Source organism: Streptomyces sp. NPDC056503, from assembly GCF_042794995.1.
GTDB lineage: Bacteria > Actinomycetota > Actinomycetes > Streptomycetales > Streptomycetaceae > Streptomyces.
The window spans coordinates 1-15,888 of the sequence record NZ_JBHTST010000094.1 but is presented as its reverse complement, the minus strand read 5'-3'; the positions used below and the strand labels follow the sequence as shown (position 1 = coordinate 15,888).

The 15,888-nt window shown below is 73.5% G+C and carries 11 protein-coding genes; 8 read left to right on the top strand and 3 right to left on the bottom strand.

Annotated features, from left to right (window positions below; genetic code table 11):
* Window positions 1-119: 119 nt before the first annotated feature.
* Window positions 120-1,466, bottom strand: coding sequence for a glycoside hydrolase family 18 protein (locus tag ACFQ8C_RS25120; protein ID WP_383461530.1), 1,347 nt, complete (start codon window positions 1,464-1,466; stop codon window positions 120-122).
* 195 nt (window positions 1,467-1,661) lie between these two features.
* On the opposite strand from ACFQ8C_RS25120, the gene ACFQ8C_RS25115 reads away from it, so the two are divergent.
* From ACFQ8C_RS25115 to ACFQ8C_RS25095, 5 genes are all read left to right on the top strand, one after another.
* Window positions 1,662-2,414: a GntR family transcriptional regulator gene (locus ACFQ8C_RS25115; RefSeq protein WP_383461529.1), complete on the top strand. Its 753-nt coding sequence runs from the start codon at window positions 1,662-1,664 to the stop codon at window positions 2,412-2,414.
* Between the two features lie 632 nt (window positions 2,415-3,046).
* Window positions 3,047-3,223, top strand: coding sequence for an SPOR domain-containing protein (locus tag ACFQ8C_RS25110; RefSeq protein WP_383461527.1), 177 nt, complete (start codon window positions 3,047-3,049; stop codon window positions 3,221-3,223).
* A 22-nt stretch (window positions 3,224-3,245) separates the two neighbouring features.
* A complete protein-coding gene (locus tag ACFQ8C_RS25105) occupies window positions 3,246-3,692 on the top strand; it encodes a (deoxy)nucleoside triphosphate pyrophosphohydrolase (protein WP_383461526.1) in 447 nt (148 codons plus the stop codon).
* 160 nt (window positions 3,693-3,852) lie between these two features.
* Window positions 3,853-4,275, top strand: a complete 423-nt coding sequence (locus ACFQ8C_RS25100; protein WP_383461524.1) for an ATP-binding protein — start codon at window positions 3,853-3,855, stop codon at window positions 4,273-4,275.
* A gap of 144 nt (window positions 4,276-4,419) precedes the next feature.
* On the top strand, window positions 4,420-7,005 hold the full coding sequence (locus ACFQ8C_RS25095; protein WP_383461522.1) for a SpoIIE family protein phosphatase: 2,586 nt from the start codon (window positions 4,420-4,422) through the stop codon (window positions 7,003-7,005).
* 20 nt (window positions 7,006-7,025) lie between these two features.
* Here the strand turns inward: ACFQ8C_RS25095 and ACFQ8C_RS25090 are convergent, their stop codons facing one another.
* Window positions 7,026-7,736, bottom strand: coding sequence for a PspA/IM30 family protein (locus ACFQ8C_RS25090; protein ID WP_383461520.1), 711 nt, complete (start codon window positions 7,734-7,736; stop codon window positions 7,026-7,028).
* A 59-nt stretch (window positions 7,737-7,795) separates the two neighbouring features.
* Window positions 7,796-9,847, bottom strand: a complete 2,052-nt coding sequence (locus tag ACFQ8C_RS25085; protein WP_383461559.1) for a TPM domain-containing protein — start codon at window positions 9,845-9,847, stop codon at window positions 7,796-7,798.
* A gap of 140 nt (window positions 9,848-9,987) precedes the next feature.
* On the opposite strand from ACFQ8C_RS25085, the gene ACFQ8C_RS25080 reads away from it, so the two are divergent.
* The 3 genes from ACFQ8C_RS25080 to typA all read left to right on the top strand — a co-directional run bounded on the left by ACFQ8C_RS25080 (window position 9,988) and on the right by typA (window position 15,795).
* Complete coding sequence (locus tag ACFQ8C_RS25080; RefSeq protein WP_383461557.1) at window positions 9,988-11,028, top strand: hypothetical protein; 1,041 nt, start codon at window positions 9,988-9,990, stop codon at window positions 11,026-11,028.
* A 169-nt stretch (window positions 11,029-11,197) separates the two neighbouring features.
* Window positions 11,198-13,618: an ABC transporter family substrate-binding protein gene (locus ACFQ8C_RS25075; RefSeq protein WP_383461518.1), complete on the top strand. Its 2,421-nt coding sequence runs from the start codon at window positions 11,198-11,200 to the stop codon at window positions 13,616-13,618.
* A 275-nt stretch (window positions 13,619-13,893) separates the two neighbouring features.
* Window positions 13,894-15,795, top strand: a complete 1,902-nt coding sequence (gene typA, locus ACFQ8C_RS25070) for a translational GTPase TypA (protein ID WP_383461516.1) — start codon at window positions 13,894-13,896, stop codon at window positions 15,793-15,795.
* The last annotated feature ends 93 nt before the right edge of the window (window positions 15,796-15,888 follow it).

Genomic DNA, 15,888 nt, shown 5'->3' with positions numbered 1-15,888 from the left:
GACCGGGCGGCGACGGCGGCCCGTGACCAGCCGCCGTCGCGCCCCGGGCGCGCCGTCGCCGGCGGTCCGGTCCGCGCCCCGCGGGAGCCGCCGGCGGGCGGCTCCGGGGGAGTGGGGGTTCAGCGGCGGGTGAGGCCGCGGTCGATGGCGCCGATCAGTTCGCCGTCGGCGGTGTCGCCGTCCAGCGACCAGACCATGGCACCGGCCAGCCCGTGGGTGCGGACCCACGCGGACTTGGCGCGCAGCACCGTCGGGTCGTCGTAGGTCCACAGAGTGGTGCCGTCGAAGAGCCAGGCGTGCCCGTTCCGGTGCCCGCGGTGGAGCGTGTACGTCCCCGACTCCGCGAGCTTCCTGAGGTTCTTGTAGTCCTCGGAGCCGGGCGCCCAGGTCGCCGGAGCGGGGCCCGCGGCGGGCTGCCCGAGGCCGTCGCCGCCGCCGGTCACGCCGGTCCAGCCCTGGCCGTAGAACGGCATGCCGACCACGAGCTTGTGCGCCGGGGCGCCGCGTCGCAGCCAGGACCTGACGGTGCCCTCGACGCTCCAGTCGTTCTTGGCGAAGAGCGCGGACTGCTGGGCGGTGGTCTGCTCGCCGGAGACGTGGAAGTCGTATCCCTGGAGGTTCACGAAGTCGAAGTCCCGCATGATCTTGGAGACTTCGAAGCCCGCGTCGATCTTGGCGGGGGCGGTGGGCACGTACGCGCTGAGCTCGTAGTGCTTGCGCTTCGGCAGCGAACGCCCGTACGCGTCCAGCTGGTCGCGGAACTCCCGTACCAGCGCGGTGAAGTTGACCTTGTCCTCGGGGCGGATGACGTTGCCCGGGTTGCCCTCGGAGCCGGGCCACTCCCAGTCGAGGTCGATGCCGTCGAAGAGGCCGGCGGCCGCTCCGGCGCCGCCGCGGGCGCCGTCCTGGGGCAGGTTGCCCTTGACGTAGAGGTCGATGCAGGAGGAGACCAGGGCCTTGCGGGAGGCGGGGGTGCGCACGGCGTCGGAGAAGTACGCCGAACCGCTCCAACCGCCCAGCGAGATCATGACCTTGAGGTTCGGGTGCTTGGCCTTCAGCTCGCGCAGCTGGTTGAAGTTCCCGGCGAGCGGCTGCTCGGCGGTGTCGGCCGTGCCGTCCACCGAGGTGGCGGCGTCGACCGGGTGGACGTAGTCGGCCCACGGGTCGGAGCCGGGGACGGGGCCGATGACGCACTTGCCGGCCTTGTCGACGATGCCGAAGGCGTAGTTGATGTGGCTGAGCTTGGCCGCGGAGCCGCTCGTGTCCAGGTCCTTGACCTGGAAGTTCCGCCCGTAGATGCCCCATTGGGTGAAGTAGCCGACCCGCTTGAGCGCGTGCTGGGCGGCGGGCGGGCGGTGGTCGGGGCGCGGATGGGCGTCGGCGGCGGGGGCCAGGGTGGCGAGGAGGCCGAGGGCGGCGGCCGCGGCCGTGCCGAAGGTCAGCTTGGTCAGGACTCTGGGACGCATGGGCTCGTTCCTGTGCGAGGCGGGATGGAGCGTGGGCGCGCAGCAGGAAGTTATTGGTCCAGACCAATAGGGGTCAAGAGGTCGGGCGGCGGTGCTTCACCTTCATCACTTCGAGTGAAACCCTGGCCCATGCTTGCGGATGGACACATTCGGTTGCCAGTCTGTAGCTGTCTGTCAACCTGAGGGGAGTGTCCAGTGACGTTCGGTGAGCAGCCCGCCTATCTGCGTGTGGCGAGCGATCTGCGGGAGAAGATCGCGAACGGCTCGCTCCCGCCGCATACCCGCCTTCCCTCGCAGGCACGCATCCGCGAGGAGTACGGGGTGTCGGACACCGTCGCGCTGGAGGCCCGCAAGGTGCTCATGGCCGAGGGGCTCGTCGAGGGCCGCTCCGGCTCGGGGACGTACGTGCGGGAGCGGCCGGTGCCCCGTCCCGTCGCCCGCTCCGGCTACCGACCCGCCACCGGCGCCACCCCCTTCCGGCAGGAGCAGGCCGTGGAGGGCGCGCGCGGCACCTGGGAGTCGAGCAGCGAGCAGGAGGCGGCGGGCGGTGCGGTCGCCGCACGGCTGGGCATCGAGCCGGGCGACCGCGTGATGCGCACGCGGTACGTCTACCGGGACGGCGGCGAGGCCATGATGGTCGCCACCTCCTGGGAGCCGCTCGCCGTCACCGGCCGCACCCCCGTGATGCTCCCCGAGGAGGGGCCGCTCGGCGGCTGCGGCGTGGTCGAGCGGATGGCGGCGATCGACGTCGTCGTGGACAACGTGGTGGAGGAGGTCGGCGCCCGCCCCGGCCTCGCCGAGGAGCTCCTCGTCCTCGGCGGCGTCCCCGGCCACGTGGTCATGGTCGTCGAGCGCACCTTCTACGCCTCGGGCCTGGCGGTGGAGACCGCCGACGTGGTGGTCCCCGCCGACCGCTACCGCCTCTCCTACCACCTCCCGGTCCGCTGACGACCCCGGACGCCCGTGCCCGCGGGGCCCACTGAGGCCCGGCCGTCCGTGGCCCTCCGGCCCGCCGGCGGCCGGCCGCCTCCGGCCTCCCGGTCCGCTGATGACCCCGGACGCCCGTGCCCGCGGGGCCCGCTGAGGCCCGATCGTCCGTGGCGGCCCGGCGGGCCCGGCGGGCCCGGCGGCCCGGCAGCCCGGTTGGCCGGTTGGCCGTGCCCGCCGGGCTGCCCCGGCCGCCAGCCGCCCCGTCCGTCGACGGATTCCGCCGTCCGGAGGCGCTGTCGCCTCACCCGCCCCGGCCGACGCCAACGGCCCCGGCGCCGGGGCCGTTCACGTGGGCGAGCGCGCCGCCCGCACCCGCGCCGGGCGCGAGACCGTCCGTGGAGTGCGGCGACGCCCGCCGCGAGGGCTCCGGCCGGGCCGCCGGGCCCGTTCTCGTGCCGGTGCCGGTCGTCTCCGGGGTGCCCGCCCGGCACGTGGCCTTCGGCCTCCCTTCGTCGGTTCCCGGCCGATCCGTATCTCTTGGTGAAAACCCGTATCCGCTGTGTGAAGGTCAGGCGTAAGGTCAGGCATATGCGGATTGCGGTTTCCCGGAGATCCTTGGTGACGCCAGGCCCGGCGGAGGGAGAAGCCTGATGACCGACAGCGGCCCCGTCCACCCGTGGCTCGTGATACGGCAGGACGACAACGGCAACCGCTACCGGGTGGGCCGGTACGCGACCCAGGACGAAGCCCAGAAGATCGCGGACACGCTCGACTCCCGCGGCCACAAGCAGCTCTACTGGGTCGAGCGCGTCGCCTCCACCCCCTGACGCCCCGGATACCCTCGCGGGCATGACCCCAAGCCCCACTCACCACGGCACCGGACCCGACCGCGGGCACGGTGCCGTGGTCGTCGTCGCGGCCGCCCTCCTCGAAGGCGGACGCCTGCTCGCCGCCCGCCGCAGCGCCCCCGCCGACCTCGCCGGCCGCTGGGAACTCCCCGGCGGCAAGGTCGAGCCCGGCGAGCGCCCCGAGGACGCCCTCGTCCGCGAACTGCGCGAGGAACTCGGCGTCGAGACCGAGACCGGCGAGCGGATCCCCGGCGAATGGCCCCTCAAGCCCGGTTACGTCCTCCGGGTCTGGACCGCCCGCCTGCTCTCCGGCGAACCCCGCCCGCTGGAGGACCACGACGCGCTGCGCTGGCTCGCCCGCGACGAACTCGACACGGTGGACTGGCTCGACCAGGACCGCCCGGCGGTCGCGGAAGCGGCGCGCAGACTCCCGGTCGCGCGCCCCTGACCCCGGCGCGCGCCCGGTTCCCTACGCCGTTCGTGCCACTGTGCGCCCGTGACCGCCCCCTGAGGGGTATTTCGCGACGAATTCCGGGTATGTCCCCATTGGTCCCTCGGAAGAGGGTGATCCTCTTCCTGCTGCACCACCGTTGGGGAAGTGATCGCGTGTGATCGACACCGACGGCGCCCGCGCCGAGTGGAACTTCCCGGCGGAGGCCGACGCGGTGCGTACCGCCCGCCACGCCGTGCGCGAGACGCTCCGCTCCTGGGAGGTCGACGCGGCCGTGGGGGACGTCGCCGTCCTGCTGGTCAGCGAGCTGGTCACCAACTCCCTGCGGTACGCCTCCGGGCCGATCGGGGTGCGGATCCTGCGGGCCGAGGGCGGCGCCACCGACCCGCCCCGGCACTCCGCGCTTCTCGTGGAGGTCTCCGATCCGCTTCCGGATCCGCCCACCGAGCGGCCCGCGGGACCCGACGACGAAGGGGGCCGCGGGCTCGGTCTCGTGGCCTGTTCCGCACGCCGCTGGGGGACCCGGCAGGGGGACACCGGGAAAACCGTATGGTTCGAGCTGGCTCTCCCTGGTGAGTAAAGAGAGAGGGACGACGATCACCGGAGCGGGTCGCGAGCCGACCGAGACCACCCTGTGATCGTGGACGTCGTGCCGCCGGGGCCCGCCGTGTTGAATACTGCGGGCATGGCCGGTCCGGTGCGGTGAGCTGGAGGGGACGGTCGCGTGAGCGAGATATCCGAGACGACGGGCGGCGTCGTGTGGCAGAGCAGCCCGCCCGGTTCGATCTACGACTACATCCGGGTCGCCTCCTTCTCCCTCGGGCCTGACGGACGCGTCGACCAGTGGAGCCACCGGGCGGCGGACCTCTTCGGAGTGGACGCCCAGGAGGCCCGCGGCAAGGACCCGGTCGAGGCGTTCATGCCCGCCGAGCTGCGCGATCGTGGGCACCGGCGGGTCAAGGAGGTCCTCGACGGACGTGAGTGGACCGGCCTCGTCCCGTTCCGCATCCCCGGTCAGGCCGGGGCCCCCGGCCAGGACCGGCCGCACGGCATCGCCGAGATGTACGTGATGCCCAGCGAGACCGAGAGCGGCGAACGGGCCGCGCTCTGCATCGTCGTCGACGTCCGGGCGCTGCGGCGCATCGAGACCGACCTCGCCGCCTCCCAGGCCATTTTCGGCCAATCGCCCTTCGGCTTCCTCCTCTTCGGCACCGACCTCACCGTCAAGCGGGCCAACCAGCGCTTCGCCGCCGTCTTCGGCGGCGACGCCGACGACCACCGGGGCCGGAGCGTCCACGACTACCTCGCCAAGCCCGAGGCCGACCGGATGACCGCCGCCCTCCGCCACGTCCTGGAGACCGGCGAGTCCGTCACCGACCTCGGCATCACCGGCGCCGCCCCCGGCGCCCGGATCCGCCGCCACTGGTCCATCAACCTCTACCGGGTGCACAGCGGCTCCGGCCGCCCGATCGGCGTCGCCGGCCTCGGCATCGACGTCACCCGCCGGCAGAGCGCCGCCCGCGAGGCCGCCAGCGCCCGCCGCAACCTCGCCCTCCTCAACGAGGCCGGAGCCCGCATAGGGAACTCCCTCGACCTGGAGGCCACCGCCCGCGAACTCCTCGACGTCTCCGTCCCCGGCTTCTGCGACCTCGCCTCCGTCGACCTCTACCAGGGGCTCCTCACCGGCGACGAGGCCCCGCCCGGCCGCTGGGGCAGCTCCCACGACGTCGGCTACGGCGCGGGCAGCGCCGAACTGCGCCGGGTCGCCTTCGCCAGCGCCGTCTCCGACACCCCCCTCAGGACCGCGGAGGGCCACGGACCGGCCGGCGACGGCGACGGGCCCGTCCCCATCGAGGTCGGCGCCGTCCACCGCTACCCCTTCAACTCGCCCACCGCCGGGGCCCTGCGCACCGGCCGGGTCCGCACCGTGCCCGGCGCCGAGGGCGACCTCGTCCACTCCACCCTCGCCGTCCCGATGGTCGCCCACGACACCGTCGTCGGCCTCGTGCAGTTCTCCCGCACCAAGGGCAGCGAACCCTTCGGCGACCGCGACCGGGCCCTCGCCGTGGAGCTCGCCGCCCGCGCCGCCGTCTGCATCGACAACGCCCGCCTCTACCGGCGCGAGCACGAGCGGGCCCTCATCCTCCAGCGCAGCCTGCTCCCGCCCGGCGACCCCGAGGCCGCCGGACTCGACATCGCCTGTCGCTACCTCCCCGGCACCGACGCCACCGAGGTCGGCGGCGACTGGTTCGACGTCATCGAACTCCCCGGCCACCGCACCGCCCTCGTCATCGGCGACGTCATGGGCCGCGGCCTGCGCGCCGCCGTCGCCATGGGCGAACTGCGCACCGCCGTCCGCACCCTCGCCCAGCTCGACCTCGAACCCGCCGAGGTCCTCTCCCACCTCGACGAGATCGCCCGCGGCCTCGGCGCCCCCATCGGCGCCCAGCAGTCCCGCGCCCCCAAGAACCGCGGCCCCGAACTCTCCGAGGTCTACCTCGCCACCTGCGTCTACGCCGTCTACGACCCGGTGACCAGACGCTGTACCTTCGCCAACGCCGGCCACCTCCCGCCCGTCCTCGTCGAACCCGGGGAGGAGGCCCTGCTCCTCGACGTGCCGCCGGGGATGCCGCTGGGCGTCGGCGGCGAACCCTTCGAGGAGGTCGAGGTCGAACTCCCCGAGGGCTCCCTCCTCGCCCTCTACACCGACGGACTCGTCGAATCCCGCGACCATCCCCTCGACGAGGGCCTCAGCGCCTTCCGGCGGGCCCTCGCCGACCGGGCCCGCCCCCTGGAGGACGTCTGCGACCGGGTCCTCACCACCCTCGACACCGGCCACGGCGAGGACGACATCGCCCTTCTGATGGCCCGTATCCAGGGACTGCCCGCCGAGGCGGTGGGGGACTGGCGGCTGCCCCGCGAGCCCCGCTCCGTCGGCCGCGCCCGCGAACTCGCCCGCACCCAGCTCACCGCCTGGGGCCTCGACGCGCTCATCGACACCGTCGAACTCCTCGTCAGCGAACTCGTCACCAACGCGCTGCGGTACGGCGAGGGCGAGATACGGCTCCGGCTGCTGCGCGACCGCACCCTCGTCTGCGAGGTCTGGGACGCCGGGCTGGTCCAGCCGCGCCGCCGCCGCGCCAAGGACACCGACGAGGGCGGCCGCGGCCTCCAGCTCGTCGGGCTGCTCTCCGCCTCCTGGGGCTCGCGCCGCACCCCGCGCGGCAAGACCGTCTGGTTCGAGCTGGGCCTGCCCGACGGCGGGCCCTCGGCGGAACCCACCGTGGACCAGCTCCTCAGCATGTTCTAGGAGCCGCCGCGCCCACCGCCTCAGGCGGCCTTGAGCGCGGCCAGCCGGGCCGCGATCTCCGCCTCGTCGCCCAGCGCGTCCAGCTGCTCGAACTGCGCGTCCAGCGAGGACGCGGCCAGCTCCTGCTTGCCCAGCGCCCGCGCCTCCTCCCGGCGCACCTTGTCCTCGAAGCGGCTCAGCTCGCTCGTCGGGTCCATGACGTCGATGTTCTTCACCGCGTCCATCATCGTGTTCTGCGCCTGCGCCGACCTGGCCCGGGCGACCAGTTCGTCCCGCTTGGCCTGGAGCTCGACCAGCTTCGCCCGCATCTGGTCCAGCCCCGAGGTCAGCTTCCTCACGACCTCCGTCTGCGCGGCGATCGTCGGCTCGGCCGTCCGTGCCTCCTTCTCCGACTGGAGCTGGCGGCCGAGGGCCACCTTGGCGAGGTTGTCGAAGCGGTCCGCCTCCGCCGGCTGCCCGCCGGTCCGCAGCTCGTCCGCCTTCCGGCTGGCCGCCAGCGCCTTCCCGCCCCACTCGGCCGCCGCCGCCACGTCCTCGGCGTGGTCCTGCTCCATCAGCCGCAGGTTGCCGATGGTCGACGCCACGGCCTCCTCGGCCTCCGAGATGTTCGCCGAGTAGTCGCGGATCAGCTGGTCCAGCATCTTCTGGGGATCCTCCGCCTGGTCCAGGAGGGCGTGGATGTTCGCCTTGGCCAGCTGTGTGACCCGGCCGAGGACGGTCTGCTTGCTCATGGCACTGCTCCTTGGGGGAATCCTTGGGGAACGGATGACACCGGTGGATCGCGTGGAACTCAGAAGCGGCCGCCGCCGCCCCGCCGGCCGCGCGTGCCGCCGCCGCCGAAGCTGCCCGGCCCGCCGCCGAAACCTCCGCCCCCGAAACCGCCCCCATGTCCGCCCCCTCCTCTGCCGGAACCCCCGCCGAACAGCCCGCCGAGGATGATGCCGCCGAGCACGGCCCCGCCGAGCCCGCCGCCACCGTTCCCTCCCACTCCTGTTACACCGCCCAGGCCGTTCGGGTTCCCGTACCGGCGCACGTCCTGCTCCGCGAGCTCCTGCGCGCGCCGGGCGAGCGCGTCCGCCTGTCGCGCCTCCGCCAGCGCCGCCTGCGGCTCGTCCGCCGCCAGTGCCCGCGCCTTCTCCAGGCGCCGCTGGGCCTCCGCCAGACGGGTCCTGGCCTCGCTGCCCACCGCGCCCCGGTGCGTCTGGACGTAGTCCGAGGCCGCCCCCACCTCCGAACGGGCCGTCAGCAGCGCCTGCTCCAGGAGTGCGCGGGCCCGTGCGTCACCGGACTCGCGCTCCCGCGCGCCGGCCAGCGCGCCGTCCAGCGCCACGTCCGCCTCCTCGATCCGGCGCAGCGCGTCCAGGGGGTCGTACCGTCCCGCCCCCATCGCCCGCCGCACCTCCGCCGCCACCGACTCCGCGCGGGCGATCCGGCCCCGCAGGTCGCCCGTGGAGGCGCCCTCGCCGGTCCCTTCGAGGAGGCCGCGGGCCTCCGCCAGGTCGGCGTCCGTCTCGGTGAGCACGCCGGGCAGCCGGCCGACCGCCTCGGCCAGCTCCCGCGCCCGCCGGTCGACCGCCTCGATCAGCCGGGCCGCCTGGTCGACCGCGCCCTCCGCGGCCCGGACGTGCACCGCCGCGGAACCGCGGTCGCCGTCGTCGACGGACTGACGGGCCTGGTTGATGTGGGTGGTGGCGAAGACCAGCCGGTCCTTGGCCTGCTCGACGTCGCCGGCGACCGGCGAGGCCGCCGACTCCGTGTACCGCTCCCGCATCTCCGCCAGCGCCGCCTCGGCGCCGCCGACCCGGCCGGTCTGCTCGCGGAAGGCCGTCTCCACCGCGGCCAGCGCCTCGGGGGCGCTCCGTTCCAGGGCCCGCAGCCGGTCGAAGTCCTCGGTCTCCGCGTCGAGCCGGGCGTTCGCCTCGGCGCACCGGCGCAGGATCTCGTCGAGCAGGGAGCGCCGGGTGGCGTCGTCCTCGGGGAAGGAGTCGTCGAGCTTCTGCCGCAGCCGGAAGGAGGCGGTCAGCTGTTCCTTGGCGAAGGCCATGGCCTCCTCGAACGGCCGGGTGGCCTCCTCGCCGAACTGGGCGGTGGCGAAGCCCAGTTCCTCCTGGCTGGTGCGGACGGCGTCGTCGGTGGCGACCAGCGTCCGGCGGGCCTCGCCGTCCAGCTCCTCCAGGGAGGGCGGCGCGGGCCGTCCCCAGCCCTGTCCGCCGCCACCGCCGGGCGTGGTGCGGGTCGTGTTCCTGCGGCGCCTGCGGGTGTACGCGTACACCGCCACCGCCCCCGCGCCGCCGACGAGCGCGACCGGGAGGATCAGGTCGCTCCCGGAGGGGGAGCCGGCGCCGGAGCCGCCGGGGTCGGCGGGGCCGGGGGTGATCTCCGGTGCGGGGACGGGCCGGCCGGCGAGGACGGCGCCGTAGCCGTCGGCCGCGCCGATCGCGGCGCCCGCCCAGTCGTTCTGCCGCAGCGCGGGCTCGATCGCGGTCCTGGCCACGTCGTCGAGCTGCGCCTGGGTGAGCCGGGAGTCGGGGTCGGCGGAGTAGCCGTACCGCCGGTCGTGGGTGGCGACCGCGAGCAGCACGTCGTCGGGGCCGAGGCCGTTGCGTTCGGCGGTGGCGTCGGCCCAGTCCTGGCCGGAGCGGCCGGAGAAGTCCCGTACGTAGACCACGAAGAGCTGGAGCCGGCGCTCGTCGTAGAGCCGGTCGAGGGCCTCGACGACCTCGGGGCGCCGGTCGCGCAGCGCCCCCACCCGGTCGAGGATCTGCCCGTCGGTGGGGAGGACGACGGGGTCGTCGGCGCGGGCGCCGGTGGGCGCGACGAGCCACCACGCCGCCACCAGCATCGCGAGCAGGGCTCGGGTGGCTCTTCGGGTCACAAAGGGGAGGTTATGTACTGGTTTACGCCCCCGCGACCGGACGGACGCCCCGCGGAAACCGACCGCCGGGGCCGGGCGTCCCCCACAGAGTTGATCTCTACGGTGCTCTGGGGGCCGGTGTGGACGGACGATGGAAACGGAAGTGGCGCAAGGGGCGCTGGTGGGTCCTGGGGCTGGTGCTGCTCCTCGTCGTGCCCCCGCTCTTCGGCGCGCTCGCCCTGCGGGTCAGCTACGCGGGCGACCTCCGCGACGACGCGCGCACGCGCGGCAGGGACGCGTACTGGATCGGGCACGCGTGGGTGGACGGCAGGAGGAAGGACGCGGACCTGAAGGCCCTCGCCGAGCGGCTGAAGGGCACCGGGATCAAGGACCTGTACGTGCACGCGGGACCGCTCGAACACGACGGCACGCTGCCCGCCGCCCGGCACCCGCGCGCGCGGTGGCTGACCGACGGCATCCACCGCGTGCTGCCCGGCGTGCGCGTCCAGGCCTGGCTCGGCGACGTCCTCGCCAACGACGGGCCGGTCGGCCTGCGGCTCTCCGACCCCGCCTCCCGCGCGGCGGTCACGGCCTCCGCCCGCCAGGTCCTGGACGCCGGCTTCGACGGCGTCCACTTCGACCTGGAGCCGCTCCAGTCCGGCGACGCCGACTACCTGACGCTCCTGGACGACCTGGGGAGACTGACCCGGGCCCGGAAGGCGCCGCTCTCCGTCGCCGCCCACCAGATCGACCCGCTGCCGGGCGCGCACTCCGCGCTCGGTCTCTTCTCGGACCAGGGCAAGTGGTGGTCGCAGGAGTACTTCGGGGAGGTGGCGCGGCGGGTCGACCAGATCGCGGTCATGTCCTACGACACGTGGATGCCGCTGGAGAGCCTGTACGGCGGTTACGTCGCCCAGCAGACCTCCCTGGCGCTGGAGGTGACGCCGGAGACGACGGACCTGCTGATGGGGCTGCCCTTCTTCCACGAGGACGACCTGGGGCACCACGAGAACGCGGAGACCGTCGAGGCGGGGGTGCGGGGCGTCCGTCTCGGCCTCGGCCGCACCGACCCGGGCCGCGAGCGCTTCGGCGTCGCGCTCTACGTCGACTTCGCGGAGCGGCCGGGCGACTGGGCGGCCTACCGCTCGGGCTGGCTGCGCACGGGCTGACGGCCGGCCCGGCGACACCCGGGGGCGGGGCCTGTTGGGCCGCACGAGTGGGTTTGCCGGGCCCGTCGCCGTGTCGACGGGGACGCGTCCGTCGCGTGTCGTTCAGTGGGATGAGCAATACGTCTGATCATCTCCAAATGGCATGAAAACGGACGAAGGGGTAAAAGTCATGTCCCAGGTCGGCGCCCCCCAGGGGAGGACATGGACCGGTCCGGCCAGGAGTCCCCGCTCCCGGACACTCCGCTCCGTCGCCACCCTCACCACGGCGGCCCTCGCCGTCACCGTCCTCGCCGGATGCAGCTCCGACGGGGACGCCGGCGCCGCCCCCGCCGCCCAGGACAACGCGCCGACCGCGCGCGCCCTGGTCGGCGACGGCGGCACCCTGCGGTGGGCGGTGGACGCCCTGCCCGCCACCCTCAACGCCTTCCAGGCCGACGCCGACACCGCCACCGGCCGCGTCGCCGGCGCCGTCCTGCCCGCGCTGCACACCCTGGACGAGCGCGGCCGGCCCCGGCTCAACCCCGACTACCTGGAGACCGCCGAGGTCGTCGAGACCGAGCCCCGCCAGGTCGTCCTCTACAAGCTCAACCAGCAGGCCGTGTGGAGCGACGGCCGCGAGATCGGCGCCGCCGACTTCGTCGCCCAGTGGCGCGCCCTCAGCGGCCGCGACACCGCCTACTGGACCGCCCGCAACGCCGGCTACGAGCGCATCGAGAAGATCGAGAAGGGCAAGAACGACCTGGAGGTGCGGGTCACCTTCGCCAAGCCCTACGCCGACTGGCGCTCCCTCTTCACCCCGCTCTACCCGAAGCAGGTGATGGGCTCCCCGAACTCCTTCAACGACGGGGCGCGCACCGCCCTCAAGACCACCGCGGGACCGTTCCTGCTCGGCACGGTGAACCGGAAGACCGGCGACCTCACCCTCACCCGCAACCCCCGCTGGTGGGGCAAGCCCGCCAAGCTCGACAGCCTCGTCCTGCGCGCCGTCCCGCGCGCCGACCGGGAGGCCGCCCTCGCCGGCGGAAAGCTCGACCTCGCCGAGATCGACCGCTCCACCGCCGAGCGGATCGCCCTCGCCCTCAAGGACGCCGACGCGGGCCGCAACGGAGCCCAGGCCGCCCGGCTGCACGGCCCCGGCTCCTCGATCACCCCCGGCAAGGCCCTCAGGTCCTGGGCGCTCGCCCACGGCGAGGACGAGGAACTGGCCGGGGAGGTCAAGGCCGCCCGCGCCGAGAACAAGGCCGCCGCCGCCCGCTACGCCCAGGCCCAGGACACCCTCGCCGGCTACGTCGTCCGCAAGTCCCTGGAGCCCGCCTACACCCAGCTCTCCCTCAACGGCGAGTCCGGACCGCTCGCCGACGAGCGGGTCCGCCGCGCGGTCGCCCGCGCCATCGACCGCCGGGAACTCGCCGAATCGGTGCTCAAGCCGCTCGGGCTCCCCTCCGACCCGCCCGGCAGCCACCTCGCCCTGGCCGGTCAGGCCGCCTACGCCGACAGCAGCGACGCCCTCGGCGACCAGGACACCAAGGAGGCCCGCGCCCTCCTCGCCGACGCCGGCTGGGTCCCGGGCGGCGCGCAGAAGAAGCCCGCCGGCACCAAGGCCGGCGCCGAGGCCGAGACGAAGAAGGCCGGGACCGGGGCCGAGAAGGCCGGGGCCGGGACCGAGAAGGCCGAGACGGAGAAGGCCGGGGAGCGGGCGAAGGAGTCCGACTCCAAGAAGAAGGCCGAGCGGAGCGACACCGCCTCCGACGACGGCCTCTACATCGTCGGCGACGACAAGCCCGGCGAGCTCCGCGCCGCCCCCCGGATCGGCCCCGGCGGTCCCGAGACCGGCACCCGGGTCCTCGCCCCGGCCCCCGCCGCGGCCCGGGAGAGCGCCGCCCTCCTCGCCCGCGCCGAGGCCCTCGACACCGGCGCCCGCGCCGCCGTGGAGCCCGCGAACGCCAAGCCGGACAAGGGCGTCGCCGGCGCCTACGCCCCCCTGGGCAGCGCCGCCCCGGCCGCAGTCCCCGCCGCCTCCCAGGCCCTCGGCAAGGACGGTAAGGCGCTCAGCCTCCGCTTCGTCCTGCCCTCGGGCCCCGGCTCGGAGACGCTGCGGGCGGTCGGCGACCGGATCGTCCGGATGCTCGACGCGGTCGGGATCCGCACCGAGGTGACCAAGGTCTCCGACGAGAGCTTCTTCAAGGACCACGTCGCCTCGGGCGACTACGACCTGGCCCTCTACTCCTGGCCGGCCTCCGCCTACCCGGCGACCGACGCCCGGCCGATCTTCGCCAAGCCCGAGCCCGCCTCGGACGGCTCCCTGCTGGTCGAGCAGAACTACTCGCGCGTCGGCACGGACCGTATCGACCAGCTCTTCGACCAGGCGGCCGGCACCCTCGACGAGGAGGAGGCGGGCGATCTGATCCGTCAGGCCGACGCCCGGATCTGGGCCGCGGCCGGTTCCATCCCCCTGTACCAGCGTCCCCAGCTGGTCGCCGCACGCCAGGACGTGGTGAACGCCGGCGCCTGGGGCTTCGCCGCCCCCCGGTATCAGGACATCGGTTTCAAGAAGAGCGAAACGACCAAGGGTAGCCCGTCGAACGGCTGAAACGACAGGTCACAACCTCAGAAGCAGCTCAAGTTCCTTGCCCGCCGGTGGCCCCGGCGGGCAGGATCGCGTCGGCCCCTTGACCCGGACCGCATGATCTCCCCCACACCCTGAGACCCACCCTGAAACGTCCCAGTAGACCCTCTCGGATCGATCCGGGGAAGCCCCTTGCGCGGCGGCCCCGTACCATAGGACATAGCCGTGGCGCGTCCGCCCGGCGGGCGTAAGAGGAACTGACGCCGATTCCCACGATCCGAGAGAAGCGCAAGCCACCCATGCCCACGCGCCACGACATCCGTAACGTCGCCATCGTCGCCCACGTCGACCACGGCAAGACGACCATCGTCGACGCCATGCTCAAGCAGGCCGGTGCCTTCGCCGCCCACCAGCAGCTCGACGACCGCATGATGGACTCGAACGACCTGGAACGTGAGAAGGGCATCACGATCCTCGCCAAGAACACGGCGGTGAAGTACCACCCCAAGGACGGCGGGGCCCCGATCACGATCAACATCATCGACACCCCCGGCCACGCCGACTTCGGTGGCGAGGTCGAGCGCGGTCTCTCGATGGTGGACGCGGTCGTCCTCCTGGTGGACGCCTCCGAGGGTCCGCTCCCGCAGACCCGGTTCGTGCTGCGCAAGGCCCTCCAGCAGCGCAAGCCCGTCATCCTCTGCATCAACAAGACGGACCGCCCGGACTCCCGGATCGACGAGGTCGTCAACGAGACCTACGACCTCTTCCTCGACCTGGACGCCGACGAGGACCAGATCGAGTTCCCGATCGTCTACGCCTGCGGCCGTGACGGCATCGCCTCGCTGACCAAGCCGGAGGACGGCACGGTCCCGCAGGACTCCGAGAACCTGGAGCCGTTCTTCTCCACGATCCTGGAGCACGTCCCGGCCCCGGTGTACGACGAGGAGGCGCCGCTCCAGGCCCACGTCACCAACCTGGACGCCGACAACTTCCTCGGCCGCATCGCGCTGCTCCGCGTCGAGCAGGGCGAGCTGCGCAAGGGCCAGACGGTCGCGTGGATCAAGCGGGACGGCTCCGTCTCCAACGTCCGCATCACCGAGCTGATGATGACCGAGGCGCTCACCCGCAAGCCCGCCGAGGTCGCCGGCCCCGGTGACATCTGCGCCGTCGCCGGTATCCCCGACATCATGATCGGCGAGACCCTGGCCGACCCGGAGAACCCGATCGCGCTGCCGCTGATCACGGTCGACCAGCCGGCCATCTCCATGACCATCGGCACCAACACCTCGCCGCTCGTCGGCCGTGGCGGCACCGGCAAGGGCGCGGAGGCCAAGTCCGCGGTCAAGGACCGCAAGGTCACCGCCCGCCAGGTGAAGGACCGCCTGGACCGCGAGCTGATCGGCAACGTCTCGCTCCGCGTCCTGGAGACCGAGCGTCCGGACGCCTGGGAGGTCCAGGGCCGTGGTGAGCTCGCGCTCGCCATCCTGGTCGAGCAGATGCGCCGCGAGGGCTTCGAGCTCACCATCGGCAAGCCGCAGGTCGTCACCAAGGAGGTCGACGGCAAGATCCACGAGCCCGTCGAGCGCCTCACGGTCGACGTGCCCGAGGAGCACATGGGCGCCGTCACCCAGCTCATGGGCGTCCGCAAGGGCCGCATGGACAACATGTCGAACCACGGCTCCGGCTGGGTCCGCATGGAGTTCGTCGTCCCGTCCCGCGGCCTGATCGGCTTCCGTACGGAGTTCCTCACCAACACCCGTGGCACGGGCATCGCCCACTCCATCCACGAGGGCCACGAGCCGTGGTTCGGCCAGCTCCAGACCCGTAACAACGGCTCGCTGGTCGCCGACCGCGCCGGCGCGGTCACCGCCTTCGCGATGACCAACCTCCAGGAGCGCGGCGTCCTGTTCACCGACCCCGGCACCGAGGTGTACGAGGGCATGATCGTCGGCGAGAACTCGCGCTCCGACGACATGGACGTGAACATCACCAAGGAGAAGAAGCTCACGAACATGCGGTCCTCGTCGGCCGACTCGTTCGAGGCGATCGTCCCGCCGCGCAAGCTCTCCCTGGAGCAGTCCCTGGAGTTCTGCCGCGACGACGAGTGCGTCGAGGTGACCCCGGAGGCCGTCCGCATCCGCAAGGTCGTCCTGGACCAGAAGGAGCGCAGCCGCTCCGCCTCGCGCGCCAAGAACGCCTGAGGCGAGCCCGGCAGAGCCGGGAACCGCCGCACCGAGAACGGCTGAGCCGCATCTCACACCAAGGGCCTGGCCACTCGCACAATGTGCGAGTGG